Below are 14,211 nucleotides of genomic sequence, written 5' to 3'. Positions count from 1 at the left end.
GGTCGTCCGGGAGGACCGGAGGCGCGGCGAGGGGCGGGGCGCGCCACCACACGGAGGGGGCGTCCGAGCGCACCGGCGCGAACGTGACCGGGAAGCGCGTGAGCGACGTCGACGAGGGGCGGGGCGGTGGGAGGCGCCGTTTCGCAGGCCGGTCTTCATCGTCAGGCGCGCGCGAGCGTGGTGCCGCCCCGTGCCGGCGGGTCAGGGGCGCGAGGACGCGCCGACCGGGCCGGGGCGCGCCACGGCGGCGGCTCGCGCCGTGCCGTGTCGCCCCGGCCGGGGGCCGTCGGGCCGGGTTAGCGCGCCACCAGTCCGTCCTCGGCCAGCCGCGTCAGCACCTGGCGTAGGGCGGGGGCGCCGCGTGGGGCGTCCCGTTCGCGGAACCAGCCCAGTTCGGCGATCTCGCGGTCGGGGTGTGGGGTGCCGATGGCGGGGCCGGTGAAGCAGGTCATGCGCAGCGGTCGGCCGCCCTGACCGTGGGCCTCGTCCTCGATGACGAACGCCTGGGTCAGCTCCTCCGCGTCGGCCCGCACACCGAGTTCCTCGGCGAGTTCGCGGGCCAGTGCCCGCGCGCCGCTCTCACCGGCTTCGAGCTTGCCCCCGGGCAGGTAGAACACGTCCCGGCCCTGGGTGCGGACGGTGAGCAGGCGGCCGTCGCGCACATGGAGCCAGGCCACCGACTCCAGGGTGGTCAGCCGCTCAGTCATCGCCGTCCCCGCCCGCCGCGTTGTCCTCCAGGTTGCCCTCGGTCTCCAGGTACAGCTCGCGCACCGCGGCCAGCGTCTCCTGGTCGGGCTCGGCCCACAGGCCACGGCTCTCGGCCTCCAGCAGCCGCTCCGCCATGCCGTGCAGGGCCCAGGGGTTGGCCTCTTCGAGGAAGGCCCGGTTCTCCGGGTCGAGCAGGTAGCTCTGGGCGAGCTTGTCGTACATCCAGTCGGCGACCACGCCGGTGGTGGCGTCGTAGCCGAAGAGGTAGTCGACGGTGGCGGCGAGTTCGAAGGCGCCCTTGTAGCCGTGGCGGCGCATCGCCTCGATCCAGCGGGGGTTGACGACGCGGGCGCGGAAGACGCGGGAGGTCTCCTCGTGCAGGGTGCGGGTGCGCACCGTCTCCGGGCGGGTGCTGTCGCCGATGTACGCGGCCGGGGCGGTGCCCTTGAGCGCGCGCACGGTGGCCACCATGCCGCCGTGGTACTGGAAGTAGTCGTCGGAGTCGGCGATGTCGTGCTCGCGGGTGTCGGTGTTCTTCGCCGCGACCGCGATGCGCTTGTACGCGCTCTCCATCTCCTCGCGCGCGGGGCGGCCGTCCAGGCCGCGCCCGTAGGCGTAGCCGCCCCACACGGTGTAGACCTCGGCGAGGTCGGCGTCGGTGCGCCAGTCGCGGCTGTCGATGAGCTGGAGCAGGCCCGCGCCGTAGGTGCCCGGCCGGGAGCCGAAGATCCGCGTGGTGGCGCGGCGTTCGTCGCCGTGCGCGGCCAGGTCGGCCTGGGCGTGGGCGCGTACGTAGTTGTCGCTCGCGGGCTCCTCCAGCCCGGCCACCAGGCGTACCGCGTCGTCCAGCAGGCCCACCACGTGGGGGAAGGCGTCGCGGAAGAAGCCGGAGATGCGCAGCGTCACGTCGATGCGCGGGCGGCCGAGCTGGTCGAGCGGGACGGCCTCCAGGCCCGTGACCCGGCGGGACGCCTCGTCCCAGGTGGGGCGCACGCCGAGCAGGGCCAGGGCCTCGGCGATGTCGTCGCCGGCGGTGCGCATGGCGCTGGTGCCCCACAGCGACAGGCCGACGGACTGCGGCCAGGCCCCGTCGTTGTCCGTGCGGTAGCGCTCGACGAGCGAGTCGGCCAGCGCCTGGCCGGTCTCCCAGGCCAGCCGGCTGGGTACGGCCTTGGGGTCGACGGAGTAGAAGTTGCGGCCGGTGGGGAGCACGTTGACCAGGCCGCGCAGCGGCGACCCGGAGGGCCCGGCGGGCACGAAGCCGCCGGCGAGGGCGTGCACGGCGTGCTCGATCTCGTCGGTGGTGCGGGCCAGTCGCGGCACCACCTCGCGGGCGGCGAAGTCCAGGATGGCCGTGACGTTCTCGCGCAGCTCGGCCGGAAGCGTCGCGCACACCGTCCCGGTCGCCACGGGCGCCCAGTCGGCGTCCTCCATGGCCTGCACCAGGGCGCGGGCCCGCTCCTCGGCCTCGTCGGCCCCGATGCGGCTGGTGCCCGACTCGTCGTGGCCGAGCGCCTCGCGCAGGCCGGGCAGCGCGGTCGTACCGCCCCAGATCTGGCGGGCGCGCAGGATGGCCAGGACCAGGTTGACGCGGTCGGCGCCGGCGGGGGCGCCGCCGAGCACGTGCAGTCCGTCGCGGATCTGTACGTCCTTGACCTCGCACAGCCAGCCGTCGACGTGCAGCAGGAAGTCGTCGAACCCCTCGTCGTCGGGCCGGTCGGCCAGACCCAGGTCGTGGTCGAGCTTGGCGGCCTGGATGAGGGTCCAGATCTGAGCGCGGATGGCGGGCAGCTTGGCCGGGTCCATGGAGGAGATGGCCGCGTACTCGTCCAGGAGCTGTTCGAGGCGGGCGATGTCGCCGTAGGACTCGGCGCGGGCCATCGGGGGCACCAGGTGGTCCACGAGCGTGGCGTGCACCCGGCGCTTGGCCTGGGTGCCCTCGCCGGGGTCGTTGACGAGGAAGGGGTAGACCAGCGGCAGGTCACCGAGCGCGGCGTCGGGGGCGCACGCGGCGGACAGGCCCGCGTTCTTGCCCGGCAGCCACTCCAGGTTGCCGTGCTTGCCCAGGTGCACCATGGCGTCGGCGCCGAAGCCGCCGTCCTCCTGGGAGGCGGCGATCCAGCGGTAGGCGGCCAGGTAGTGGTGCGAGGGCGGCAGGTCGGGGTCGTGGTAGATGGCGATGGGGTTCTCGCCGAAGCCGCGCGGCGGCTGGATGAGCACCAGCAGGTTGCCCCGGCGCAGCGCGGCGAGCACGATCTCACCCTCGGGGTCGCGGCTGGTGTCCACGAACATCCGCCCCGGGGGCGGGCCCCAGTGCTCCTCGACGGACTCCCGCAGTTCCTTGGGCAGTTCGGCGTACCAGCGGCGGTAGTCAGCGGCGGGGATACGCACCGGGTTGCGGGCGAGCTGCTCCTCGGTGAGCCACTCCTGGTCGTGGCCGCCGGCCTCGATCAGGGCGTAGATGAGCTCGTCACCGTTGCCCGAGGCCAGGCCGGGCAGCGCGGCCTCGCCCTCCAGGGGCCCGAGGTCGTAGCCGTCGGCGCGCAGCCTGCGCAGCAGGGCGACGGCGCTGGCGGGGGTGTCGAGGCCGACGGCGTTGCCGATCCGGGAGTGCTTGGTGGGGTAGGCGGAGAGCACGAGGGCCAGGCGCTTGTCGGCGGCCGGTACGTGGCGCAGCCGGGCGTGCCGGACGGCGATGCCGGCGACGCGGGCGGCGCGCTCGGGGTCGGCGGCGTAGACCGGCAGGCCGTCCTCGTCCACCTCCTTGAAGGAGAACGGCACGGTGATCAGGCGACCGTCGAACTCGGGGACGGCCACCTGGGTCGCGGAGTCCAGCGGGGACAGGCCCTCGTCGTTCTCCTCCCAGGCGGCGCGGGTGCCGGTGAGGGTGAGCGCCTGCAGGATGGGCACGTCGAGCGCGGCCAGGGCGCCGGCGTCCCAGGACTCGTCGTCGCCGCCGGCGGAGGCTTCGGCCGGCTTGGTGCCACCGGCGGCGAGCACGGTGGTCACCACCGCGTCGGCCGCGCCGAGCGCCTCGACCAGCTCCGGTTCGGGGGCGCGCAGCGAGGCGACGAACAACGGCAGGGGCCGCCCGCCCGCGTCCTCGATGGCGGTGCACAGGGCGTCCACGAAGGCGGTGTTGCCGCTCATGTGGTGGGCCCGGTAGTAGAGCACCGCGACGCACGGGCCGCTGGCCTCGGCACGGGCGGTGCGCTCCAGGGGGCCCCAGGTCGGCGCGGCGTGCGGCGGTTCGAAGCCGTGGCCGGTCAGCAGCACCGTGTCGGACAGGAACCGGGCGAGCTGGCCGAGGTTGGCGGGGCCGCCGTGCGCGAGGTAGGCGTGGGCCTCGGCGGCGATGCCGACGGGCACGGTGGACGCCGCCATCAGCTGGGCGTCCGGAGCCTGTTCGCCGGTGAGCACGACGACCGGGATCTCGCCGGCCAGGAGCACGTCGAGCCCCTCCTGCCAGGCGCGCAGGCCGCCGAGCAGGCGCACCACGACGAGGGAGACACCCTCCAGGAGGGCGGGCAGGTCATCCAGGCTGAGCCGGGCGGGGTTGGCGAGCCGGTAGGGCACCGGGCCCTCGGCCGCACGAGCGCTGAGCAGGTCGGTGTCGGACGTCGACAGCAGGAGGAGCATGCGGCAGCAGCCTTCCTCGGGGTCCGCGCCCCGGGCGGGTGGGAGGACGGCAGGAGTTCCTGGCTCGCCCGGCATCGCTGCCGGGCTCACAGTGGCGGGACCGCGCCGGGATCACACCGGCTTCCTCCCCTGGCGCCGTCGCTGGCGTGGGCGGGCCGGGAGGCCCGCCGGGGAGCATAGTAACGACCGACCAGGCATGACGTCGCTGGCTCCCTTCCCGGTCACGTGGCCGGGAACCACGCGGGGTCGCGCCACGGGGGCGAGCCTGCTATGGGGCGTGGTCGCGCCCCGGCCGGCGGTACGCGGGGATCGGCGCGAGGGGGCGGGCGCGCGCCGGCGGAGGGGGACGCGGCGGGGTGCGGGGGGTGCTGGGCTCTGCGGCTGGGCGCTTCCGTCGGCCGGGCTTCGCGGGCGGGATGGCCCCGCTGGGCCGGGGGTGGTTCGGGCCGCGCCGGCGCTGGTGCGCGGAGTTCGGGCGCGGGTCCCCGGGGGCGCGGGTGGGCCCCTCGGCCGGGGCGTCCGGCCGGTGTGAGCGGACCGTCGGGCCCGGCGCGGGGCCGCGCGGGCTGGCGCGGGAGGGCGTGGACGTCGCGTACGAGGGGGATCGGGTCGGGCGGGTCGGGGCATCGCGCGGGCCTCGCACGGAGTTCGGGGCGCGGGCGGGCGGGGTGGTCGGGGGTGTCGGGGAAGAGAGCGCCCTCGCCGGGCCGGGCGGGCGGGCCCCTGAGGGGCGACGCCGGGAACGTGGGTGTGCCGCGCCGGTACCGGGCCCCCTGAGTGGGCCTTGGGTGGGTTGCGCCGCCGGCGGGAGGGCCCGCGCGGGCCAGGTCTACGTAGCGCGGAGCCGGGCCCCGCTCCAGGGGACGGGGGCCACGGGGTGCCGGCGCGGCTCGCGGCACGGGGTGGGGTGGGCTTCGTGGGGCGAGTGGGCCCGCGTATCGGGGGTCTCGTGGTCGTGCTGGGCGGGCTCCGTGGCGTCGGCTGGATCTCGTGATGCCGGCCGGACGTGTGCTGGCCGGGCCCTGGGGGGCGGTCCATCCTCGACGCGTGGGCTGGGCCGCCGGCGGACGCGGGGTGGGGCGGGTCACGTGGTCCTGGTCCGGCTCGTGGTGGGACGGGGCGGGGGCGTGCGGGTGGGAGCGGGGGCGAGCGGCTGACCTGGTGCGGGACGGTACGGGCGGGGGGATCGTCGGTATGCTCGCCGCCATGCCTCTCACCCCGACAACCGCCCCAACTGGGGAGGAACCGCGCAGCCGCACGGGCGGTGACGCCTGTCCCGGCGCGCTGCGGCTGCACCGGGCCGACGACGGCTTCCTGGCCCGCGTCCGGCTCCCGGGCGGGCTGCTGACGGCGGACCAGGCGGAGGAACTGGCGCTGGCGGCCGAGGCGTTGGGAGACGGCGCGCTCGACCTCACCTCGCGGGGCAACGTACAACTGCGCGGCCTGGGCTCCGGGTGTGGCGCCGAGCTGGCCGACCGGCTGCGCTCGGCCGGCCTGTTGCCCTCCGACACCCACGAGCGGGTGCGCAACATCGCCCTGTCCCCGTTGTCGGGACTGGACGGCGCGGGGCGGGCCGACGTCACGGACTGGGCGCGGGAGCTGGACGGCCTGCTGTGCGGGACGCCGGAGGCGGCCGGGCTTTCGGGGCGGTTCCTGTTCGCCGTGGACGACGGCCGGGGCGACGTGGCCTCGCTCGGAGCGGATGTGACATTGATCGCAGCGCCGGCCGACCGAGCGCTGCTGCGGGTGGCCACCGAGCAGCCGACGGGGCACCCGTCCGGGACGCCCTCGGACGGGATCGAGCTGGGGGTAGGGGCCGACGCGGCGCCGCGCGCCGCCCTGGGGCTCGCGCTCGCCTTCCTGGCGGCGGCGCGGGAGAGCGGCACGCGCGCGTGGCGCACGTGGGAGCTGCCCCCGCGCCACGCGCTCACCGAGCGGCGGTCGCGGGCCGCGCTGGCGGACGCCGGCCTCGACGTCGAGCCGCCGGCCCACACGCCCGCGCACACCGACCGGGCCGCGTGGGTCACGCCCGCGCGCGAGGTGGCTCCGCCGCCCGGCCTGGTGCCGGCCCCGGGCGGCGAACACGCCGCCCTCAGCGTGTTCGCGCCGCTGGGCCGTACGACCCTCGCGCAGTGGCGCCTGTTGGTCGCGGCGGCCCGCGCGGGCAGTGGTGTCGTCCGGATGACACCCTGGCGCGGCGCGGTGCTCCCGGGTCTCCCCCTGGCCGACGCTCCGCGCTGGCTGGACACGCTCGCCAGGGCCGGCTTCGTCACCGACGCCGAGTCCCCCTGGTACGGGGCCGGCGCCTGCACGGGGCGGCCCGGGTGCGCCAAGTCGCTGGCCGACGTACGGGCGGACGCCGCCGAAGCGCTGGCCGCAGCCGAGCGAGGGACCACGGCCGAGCGGGCGGACTCCGGAGGGGCGGGCGGCGGCGCGACGCACGACGGCCACCACGGCCCGACACGGCCGCCCGACGCCTCCGCCGAGCCCGGCCCGGCGCCGGGCGACCGGCGAGGTACCCGGCTGCCGGTGTACTGGTCGGGCTGCGAGCGCCGGTGCGGACGGCCACGGGGGCGCTGGGTGGACGTGCTGGCGGGCGTCGACGGCTACCGGGTCTCGATCGAGGGTACGGAGCGTACGGCGGTCCGCCAGTCGGGCCCCGCACCCCACGTCGCCGGGCCCCCGCCGGGTTCGGCGGAGGCGCGGGACTCGACGTCGGCCGCCCCGGGGCGGCCCGAGACGTCGGGCCCGCCGGCGCGCGTCGGCCCCCTGCGGCCCGCCGGGTTGGCGGGTGCGGTGGCGGCGGCGCGGTACGTGCCCTAGCGCGGCGCCGGCCCGGGGCCGGCGGCCCCGAGGGGCGTGCGAGGCCGGGGCGTACCACCGTGCGCCGGCCCCGGCTTGACCGAGGACAGACCAAGGGACATCAAGGGACATCGAGGACACAGTGTTCGACTACGAGAAGGACGGCGCGGCCATCTACCGCGCCTCCTTTGCCACGATCCGCGCCGAGGCCGCACTGGACGCCCTGCCGCCCGACGTCAGCCAGGTCGCGGTGCGGATGATCCACGCCTGCGGCATGGTCGACCTCGTCCAGGACCTCGCGTACTCGCCGCGCGTGGTGGCCTCCGCGCGGGCGGCGCTGCGCGCCGGCGCGCCCATCCTGTGCGACGCGAACATGGTCGCCAGCGGCGTCACCCGCAAGCGTCTGCCGGCCGACAACGAGGTGCTGTGCACCCTGGCCGACCCGTCGGTGCCCGAGCTGGCCCGCCGGTTGGGCACCACGCGCAGCGCCGCCGCCCTGGAGCTCTGGCGGGAGCGGCTGGAGGGGGCCGTGGTGGCCGTCGGCAACGCCCCCACGGCGCTGTTCCGGCTGCTGGAGATGATCGAGGAGGGCGCGCCGCGCCCGGCGGCGGTCATCGGGGTGCCGGTGGGTTTCATCGGCGCCGCCGAGTCCAAGGAGGCGCTGGCCGGGCATCCGGCGGCGCTCGACCACCTGGTGGTGCGCGGACGGCGGGGCGGCAGCGCCATGGCCGCCGCCGCGATCAACGCGATAGCGAGCGAGGAAGAGTGAGCGAGCAACAGGAGCGGGCGACCGGCGAGGCGTCGCCCGGCACGGGCAGGCTCTACGGGGTCGGGCTGGGCCCCGGTGACCCGTCCTTGATGACGGTACGGGCCGTCGAGGTGATCGCCGGCGCTGACGTGGTCGCCTACCACAGCGCCCAGCACGGCCGCAGCATCGCGCGCACCATCGCCGAGCGCCATCTGCGCCCGGACCACATCGAGGAGCGCCTGGTCTACCCGGTGACCACCGAGTCGACCGACCACCCCGGCGGCTACCGGGGCGCCATGGAGGACTTCTACGCCGAGGCCGCGGCCCGGCTGGCCGCGCACCTGGACGCGGGCCGCACGGTGGCGGTGCTGGCCGAGGGCGATCCGCTGTTCTACGGCTCGTACATGCACATGCACAAGCGGCTCGCCGACCGCTATCCGACGGAGGTCGTCCCGGGTGTGACCTCGGTGAGCGCCGCCGCGGCCCGTACCGGCAGTCCGCTGGTGGAGGCCGAGGAGGTGTTGACGATCCTGCCGGGCACGCTGCCCGAGGAGGAGCTCGCGGCGCGGCTGGCCGCCACCGACTCCGCGGCCGTGCTCAAGCTGGGACGTACCTTCCCCACCGTGCGTCGGGCGTTGGAGCGCTCGGGGCGGCTGGCGGAGGCGCGGTACGTGGAGCGGGCCACGATGGGCGCCGAGCGCACCGAGGCGCTGGCGGACGTGGACCCGGACTCGGTGCCCTACTTCTCGATGGCCCTGGTGCCGAGTCGGATCGGCGCCCTGCGGCCGGAGGCGGCCGGCGCCGAGGCCGGGCGGGTGCCGGCGGGCGCGGAGGCCGTCGACGCGGCGGGCGCGGAGCGGCCCGCGACGGTCGAGAAGCCGATGGCGGGCGGGGAGGTGGTGGTCGTCGGGCTCGGCCCGGCCGGGCCGATGTGGCTCACGCCGGAGGCGCGCGGTGCCCTGGCGGCGGCCGACGACCTGGTCGGCTACACCACCTATCTGGACCGGGTGCCGGTGCGGCCGGGCCAGCGGCGGCACGCCTCGGACAACAAGGTGGAGGCGGTGCGGGCGGAGTTCGCGCTCGACCTGGCGCGGCGGGGGGCGCGCGTGGCGGTGGTCTCCTCGGGTGACCCGGGCGTGTTCGCGATGGCCACGGCCGTCCTGGAGGCCGCGTGCGGCGACCCGTACCGGGAGGTCGCGGTGCGGGTGCTGCCCGGGATGACGGCCGCGCACGCCGCCGCCGCGCGGGCGGGCGCGCCGCTCGGCCACGACTACGCGGTGATCTCGCTGTCCGACCGGCTCAAGCCGTGGGAGGTCATCGCGGAGCGGCTGCGGTCGGCGGCGGCGGCGGATCTGGTGCTCGCCCTGTACAACCCCGGCTCGCGCAGTCGCCTCTGGCAGGTGGGCAAGGCACGGGAGGTGCTGTTGGAGCACCGGGCCCCGGACACGCCGGTGGTCCTCGGGCGTGACGTGGGTGGCCCGGAGGAGCGGGTACGCGTCGTCCGGCTGGCCGACCTGGACCCCGAGCAGGTGGACATGCGCACCATCCTCCTGGTGGGTTCGTCCCAGACGCGGGCCGTGCGACGGGGCGACGGCACCGAGGTGGTGTGGACGCCCCGGCGCTACCCGACCGGGTGAGCGGGGGCCGGGCGGCGGGCGGCGCGTCGTAGGCGCCGGGGGCGGGTCGCGGGGGCGGGGTCCGTGCGTCGTGCTCAGCCGAGCCGCGCCCGCGCCCACCGCGCGGCCTCGTCCACGTCCGTGGCCACCGGCACCCCGTCGGGCACGGGTGGGCGGCGCACCACGACCACCGGCAGGCCGGCCGTCCGCGCGGCCGTGAGCTTGGCCGCGGTGGCCCGGCCGCCGCTGTCCTTGGTCACCAGGACCTCGATCCGGTGCCGTCGGAGCAGGTCCCTCTCGCCCGCGAGGTCGAAGGGCCCCCGGTCGAGCAGGACCGACATGCGCGAGGGGGTCGGCGGGGTGGGCGCGTCCACGGAGCGGACCAGGAACCAGTGTGCGCTCAGGTGGGCGAAGGCGGCGAGCCCCATCCGCCCGGTGGTCAGGAAGACCCGCTCGCCGAGGCCGGGCAGCGCCTCGGCGGCCCGCTCCAGCGAGGCCACGGTGTGCCAGCGGTCGCCGGCGCCGGGGACCCAGCCGGGCCGGCGCAGGGCGAGCAGGGGAACATGGGCGGTGGCCGCCGCCTCGGCGGCGTTGAAACTGATCGTCTCGGCGAAGGGATGAGTGGCGTCGATGAGCGCGTCCACCCGCTGCTCGCGCAGCCAGCGGGCCAGCCCGGCGGGTCCGCCGAACCCACCGACGCGCACGTCCCCCACCGGCAACCGGGGGTGGGCGACCCGGCCGGCGAGGGAGCTGGTGACACGCGCCACGCCCGGCCCGGCCCCCACGCCCTCACCCTCGGTCAGCGCCGCCGCGAGCAGACGGGCCTCGGTGGTTCCGCCGAGGATCAGCACGTGCGGTGCCGAGGTCATCGTGATGCTCCTGGTGCTGCTACGAGGGGACGGACGGGGCGCCGGCCGGCCCGGTACGGGGCGCGCCGGCCTCGGGCGGGCCGGGTGGGCGCACCGCGTCGGGCGCGCACTGCCGGTCGAGGACGAGCCGGGCCCGACGGTGCGCGGTGGCGCCTCCGGTACGGTACGCCGCGGCGTGTGCCGCCGCACCGATCGGGCCCCCGATCGGGCCGGCGACCGGCGACGGCACGTGCGGCCAGTCGGGCCGTGCGGCAGGGTGGGGCGCGTCGGGACGGCGAGCCGTGGCGCGTACGAACGGGGTGGGGCGTGACGGATCAGCACGGGCGGCCGGGAGCGGGGCCGGAGAGGTCCGGGCCGACGGGAGCCGGCTCGGCGGGCGGTGGCGAGGTCGTGGGGGGCCGGCAGGCGCAGCTCCAGCACACCGGGTTGCGGCCCGGTTGGACCACGGGCGCGTGTGCCACGGCCGCGACGACGGCGGCGTACACGGCGCTGCTGGGCGGCGACTTCCCGGACCCGGTGACCATCACCCTGCCCAAGGGGCAGCGGCCGGCGTTCGCGCTGGCCGCCGAGGAGTCGGGGCCCACCTGGGCGATGGCCGCCGTCGTCAAGGACGCGGGGGACGATCCGGACGTGACGCACGGCGCGCTGGTCCGCGCGCGGGTACGGGTGCTGCCGCCCGGCTCGGGCGTCGTCTTCCGGGCCGGGCCCGGTGTGGGCACCGTCACCCGGCCCGGCCTGCCGCTGTCGGTCGGTGAGCCCGCGATCAACCCGGTGCCCCGGCGGATGATGCGCGAGCACGTGGCGGCGGTGGCGCGACGGCTCGGCGGGAGCGGTGACGTCGAGATCGAGGTCTCGGTGGACGACGGCGAGGAGATCGCCCGCAGCACGTGGAACCCGCGCCTGGGCATCCTCGGTGGCCTGTCCATCCTGGGCACGACGGGAATCGTCGTGCCGTACTCGTGCTCCGCGTGGATCGACAGCATCCGGCGCGGGGTGGACGTGGCGCGGGCGGCCGGGCGCCGGCACGTGGCCGGGTGCACGGGTTCCACCTCCGAACGGGTCGCCGTCGCCGAACACGCGCTGCCCGAGGACGCGTTGCTGGACATGGGCGACTTCGCGGGCGCGGTCCTGAAGTACCTGCGTCGCCATCCGGTGGACCGCCTGACCATCGCCGGCGGCTTCGCCAAGCTCTCCAAACTCGCGGTGGGCCACCTGGACCTGCACTCCTCGCGCTCACAGGTGGACAAGGGCTTCCTGGCCGAACTCGCCCGCGCCGGCGGCGCCGACGAGGAGTTGACGGCGGCCGTCGCGGCGGCCAACACGGGGTTGGAGACGGTGCAGTTGTGCGCGGCGCGCGGGGTGCCGCTGGGTGACCTGGTGGCCGAGGCCGCGCGGGAGCAGGCCCTTGGGGTGCTGCGCGGCGCGCCGGTGGCGGTGGACGTGATCTGCGTCGACCGCGCCGGCACCATCGTGGGCCGCGCCGCCTCGCGCGGCCCGCGCGACGGCTGACCGTCGGTCCGGCGGCGGAACACGCCACCGGCTTGAGGCGCCCCCTCGCGGGGCGGGCCGCCCGACCGGGCCGCTCGCGCCCGTCGGACGATCCGACCCCGTCACGACCCGTCGCCCGGTGCCGTACGGAGCCACGGGGCTGTCGCGGGCCCGTCCACGGTGGGAGTCGGCTCACGGTGGGGCCCGCTCCCGGACGCCTGGTGTCAGGCCGGGCGTTCGCGGCCCACGGAGTACAGGTAGCTGTCGCTGAACTGCTCAGCGCCCAGGGTGCGGCCGACCATGATGACGGCCGTACGCGTGACACCCGCGGCCGTGGTCCGCTCGGCGATGGTCTCCAGGGTGCCGCGCAGTACGAGTTCGTCGGGCCGGCTGGCCATGGCCACCACGGCCGCCGGGCAGTCGGCGCCGTAGTGCGGGAGCAGTTCGGCCACCACCCGCTCGACGTGTCGGGCGGCCAGGTGCAGGACGACCAGGGCCCCGCTACGGCCGAGGGTGGCGAGGTCCTCGCCCTCGGGCATGGGCGTGGCCCGCTGGGAGACCCGGGTGAGGATGACGGTCTGTCCGACGGTGGGCACCGTCAGCTCGCGGCCCAGCGCGGCCGCCGCCGCCGCGAACGCGGGCACGCCCGGCACCATCGCGTAGGGCACGCCCGCCGCGTCCAGCCGGCGCATCTGCTCGGCGACGGCGCTGAAGACCGACGGGTCTCCGGAGTGCAGCCGGGCCACGTCGTGTCCCGCCGTGTGGGCGGCGACGAGTTCGGCGGTGATCTGGTCGAGGTCGAGCTGGGCGGTGTCCACCTGCCGAGCCCCCGGCGGGCACTCGGCCAGCAGTTCGCGCGGCACCAGGCTGCCCGCGTACAGGCACACCTGGCAGCGCGCGAGGAGGCGCGCGCCGCGCAGGGTGATCAGGTCGGCGGCGCCGGGGCCGGCGCCGATGAAGTACACCGTCATCGTTCTTCTCCTCGGTCCGGTTCGGCCGCGCGGTCGGCGGCCGGGGCGTCGGCGCCGTTCTTGGCCACCGCCCACTGGGTGACGGGCATCGCCTGCCGCCAGCCGGTGAAGCCGCCGACGGGCACGGCGCGCGCGACCGTCAGGCGGACCAGCTCCCCGCCGTGCCGCCGGTACCAGTCGGCCAGGAGCGCCTCCGACTCCAGCGTCACCGTGTTGGCGACCAGCCGGCCCCCGTCGGGCAGCGCGGCCCAGCAGGTCTCCAGCAGGCCGGGGGTGGTCAGCCCGCCGCCGATGAACACGGCGTCGGGCGTGGGCAGCCCGGCCAGCGCGTCGGGAGCCCTGCCGGCGATGACGCGCAGCGCGGGTACGCCGAGCGCGGCGGCGTTGCGCTCGATGCGGGCGGCGCGCACCGGGTCACGCTCGACGGTCAGCGCCCGGCAGGCGCGGTGCGCGCGCAGCCACTCGATGGCGATGGAGCCCGAGCCGCCGCCGATGTCCCACAGCAGTTCGCCGGGGGCGGGGGCGAGCGCGGCGAGCGTCGCGGCCCGCACGCGGCGCTTGGTGAGCTGCCCGTCGTGCTCGTACGCCGTGTCGGGGAGTCCGGGCACGGTGGCCAGCCGGGGCGCCTCGGGGGTGGCCCGGCACTCGATCGCGATGACGTTGAGCGCGTCGCCCGGCGGGTGCGGCCAGTGGGTCGCGGTGCCGGTGAGCTGTCGTTCGCGCTCGCCGCCGAGTTGTTCGAGCACGCGCAGGGAGCTGGGGCCAAAGCCCCGCTCGCGCAGCAGCGCGGCGACCTCGGCCGGGGTGTGCGCGCCGGCGCTCAGGACGAGCAGCCGTCGCCGGTCGAAGAGCCAGCGGCGCAGGGTGGCCAGCGGTCGCCCGACGAGGCTGACGACGTCCGCGTCCTCCTGCGGCCAGCCGAGGCGGGCGCAGGCGTACGCCACCGACGACGGGTGGGGCAGTACCCGGAGCCGCTCCGCCCCCAGCTCCTCGCTCAGTGCGCGGCCGATGCCGTAGCAGAAGGGGTCGCCGCTGGCGAGCACGGCGGTGCGCCGCCCGGCGTGCGCGGCGATGAGCCCGGCGACGGCGGGCCGCAGTGGTGAGGGCCAGGGCACGCGCTCGCCCGCGCACTCCACGGGAAGCAGGTCGAGTTGGCGGGGGCCACCGATCAGGGTCTCGGCCTCGCGCAGTTCCTCGCGCGCGGTGGCCGTGAGCCCGCGCCACCCGTCGGCGCCGATGCCCACGACCGACACGGGCCCGGTGTCGGTGGGGCGTGGGGCGGGCGGATCGGGGTTCACGGGAGGTACCTCGGCGGTCGGGGACGGCAGCGGTCGAACTCTACTGACCTGCTGCGATCACGCCGCGACCGG

9 protein-coding genes and 1 riboswitch are annotated in these 14,211 nt (G+C 76.8%); of the genes, 4 read left to right on the top strand and 5 right to left on the bottom strand.

The features are described from left to right. Positions 1–296 precede the first annotated feature (296 nt). Both ACFVFR_RS20795 and cobN read right to left on the bottom strand, forming a co-directional pair. A complete protein-coding gene (locus tag ACFVFR_RS20795; RefSeq protein WP_383703773.1) occupies positions 297–707 on the bottom strand; it encodes an NUDIX domain-containing protein in 411 nt (136 codons plus the stop codon). After that, positions 700–4,347: a cobaltochelatase subunit CobN gene (gene cobN, locus ACFVFR_RS20790; protein ID WP_383703771.1), complete on the bottom strand. Its 3,648-nt coding sequence runs from the start codon at positions 4,345–4,347 to the stop codon at positions 700–702. Before cobN ends, ACFVFR_RS20795 begins: the two co-directional genes overlap by 8 nt. 53 nt (positions 4,348–4,400) lie before the next feature. Further along, positions 4,401–4,474, bottom strand: a riboswitch (cobalamin riboswitch). 1,079 nt (positions 4,475–5,553) lie between these two features. Between cobN and ACFVFR_RS20785 the strand changes: the two genes are divergently transcribed. The 3 genes from ACFVFR_RS20785 (at position 5,554) to ACFVFR_RS20775 (ending at position 9,534) form a co-directional block, all read left to right on the top strand. Beyond that, positions 5,554–7,170 carry a nitrite reductase gene (locus tag ACFVFR_RS20785; protein ID WP_383703769.1) on the top strand — a complete coding sequence of 539 codons (1,617 nt, stop codon included), beginning with the start codon at positions 5,554–5,556 and terminating at the stop codon, positions 7,168–7,170. A 121-nt stretch (positions 7,171–7,291) separates the two neighbouring features. After that, positions 7,292–7,918, top strand: coding sequence for a precorrin-8X methylmutase (locus ACFVFR_RS20780; protein WP_383703767.1), 627 nt, complete (start codon positions 7,292–7,294; stop codon positions 7,916–7,918). Beyond that, positions 7,915–9,534 (top strand): precorrin-2 C(20)-methyltransferase, encoded by a 1,620-nt coding sequence (locus ACFVFR_RS20775; protein WP_383703765.1) that lies wholly within the window; start codon positions 7,915–7,917, stop codon positions 9,532–9,534. The genes ACFVFR_RS20780 and ACFVFR_RS20775 overlap by 4 nt, the downstream gene beginning before the upstream one ends. 74 nt (positions 9,535–9,608) lie before the next feature. On the opposite strand, the gene ACFVFR_RS20770 is transcribed toward ACFVFR_RS20775, so the two are convergent. Beyond that, the gene (locus ACFVFR_RS20770) at positions 9,609–10,382 is read right to left on the bottom strand and encodes a cobalt-precorrin-6A reductase (protein ID WP_383703763.1); all 774 of its coding nucleotides are present in this window, start codon (positions 10,380–10,382) and stop codon (positions 9,609–9,611) included. A gap of 390 nt (positions 10,383–10,772) precedes the next feature. Here ACFVFR_RS20770 and ACFVFR_RS20765 point away from each other — a divergent pair, with 390 nt between their 5' ends. Then, a complete protein-coding gene (locus tag ACFVFR_RS20765; RefSeq protein ID WP_383703897.1) occupies positions 10,773–11,891 on the top strand; it encodes a cobalt-precorrin-5B (C(1))-methyltransferase in 1,119 nt (372 codons plus the stop codon). Between the two features lie 203 nt (positions 11,892–12,094). Here the strand turns inward: ACFVFR_RS20765 and cobM are convergent, their stop codons facing one another. Together cobM and cbiE are read right to left on the bottom strand one after the other, a co-directional pair. Beyond that, on the bottom strand, positions 12,095–12,841 hold the full coding sequence (gene cobM, locus ACFVFR_RS20760) for a precorrin-4 C(11)-methyltransferase (RefSeq protein WP_383703761.1): 747 nt from the start codon (positions 12,839–12,841) through the stop codon (positions 12,095–12,097). Continuing rightward, on the bottom strand, positions 12,838–14,139 hold the full coding sequence (gene cbiE, locus ACFVFR_RS20755; protein WP_383703759.1) for a precorrin-6y C5,15-methyltransferase (decarboxylating) subunit CbiE: 1,302 nt from the start codon (positions 14,137–14,139) through the stop codon (positions 12,838–12,840). The genes cobM and cbiE overlap by 4 nt, the downstream gene beginning before the upstream one ends. Positions 14,140–14,211: the final 72 nt, after the last annotated feature.

The organism is Streptomyces sp. NPDC057702 (assembly GCF_042799315.1).
GTDB lineage: Bacteria > Actinomycetota > Actinomycetes > Streptomycetales > Streptomycetaceae > Streptomyces.
Note: the sequence above shows the minus strand (reverse complement) of the source record. Positions and strands in the feature narration are given on the sequence as shown.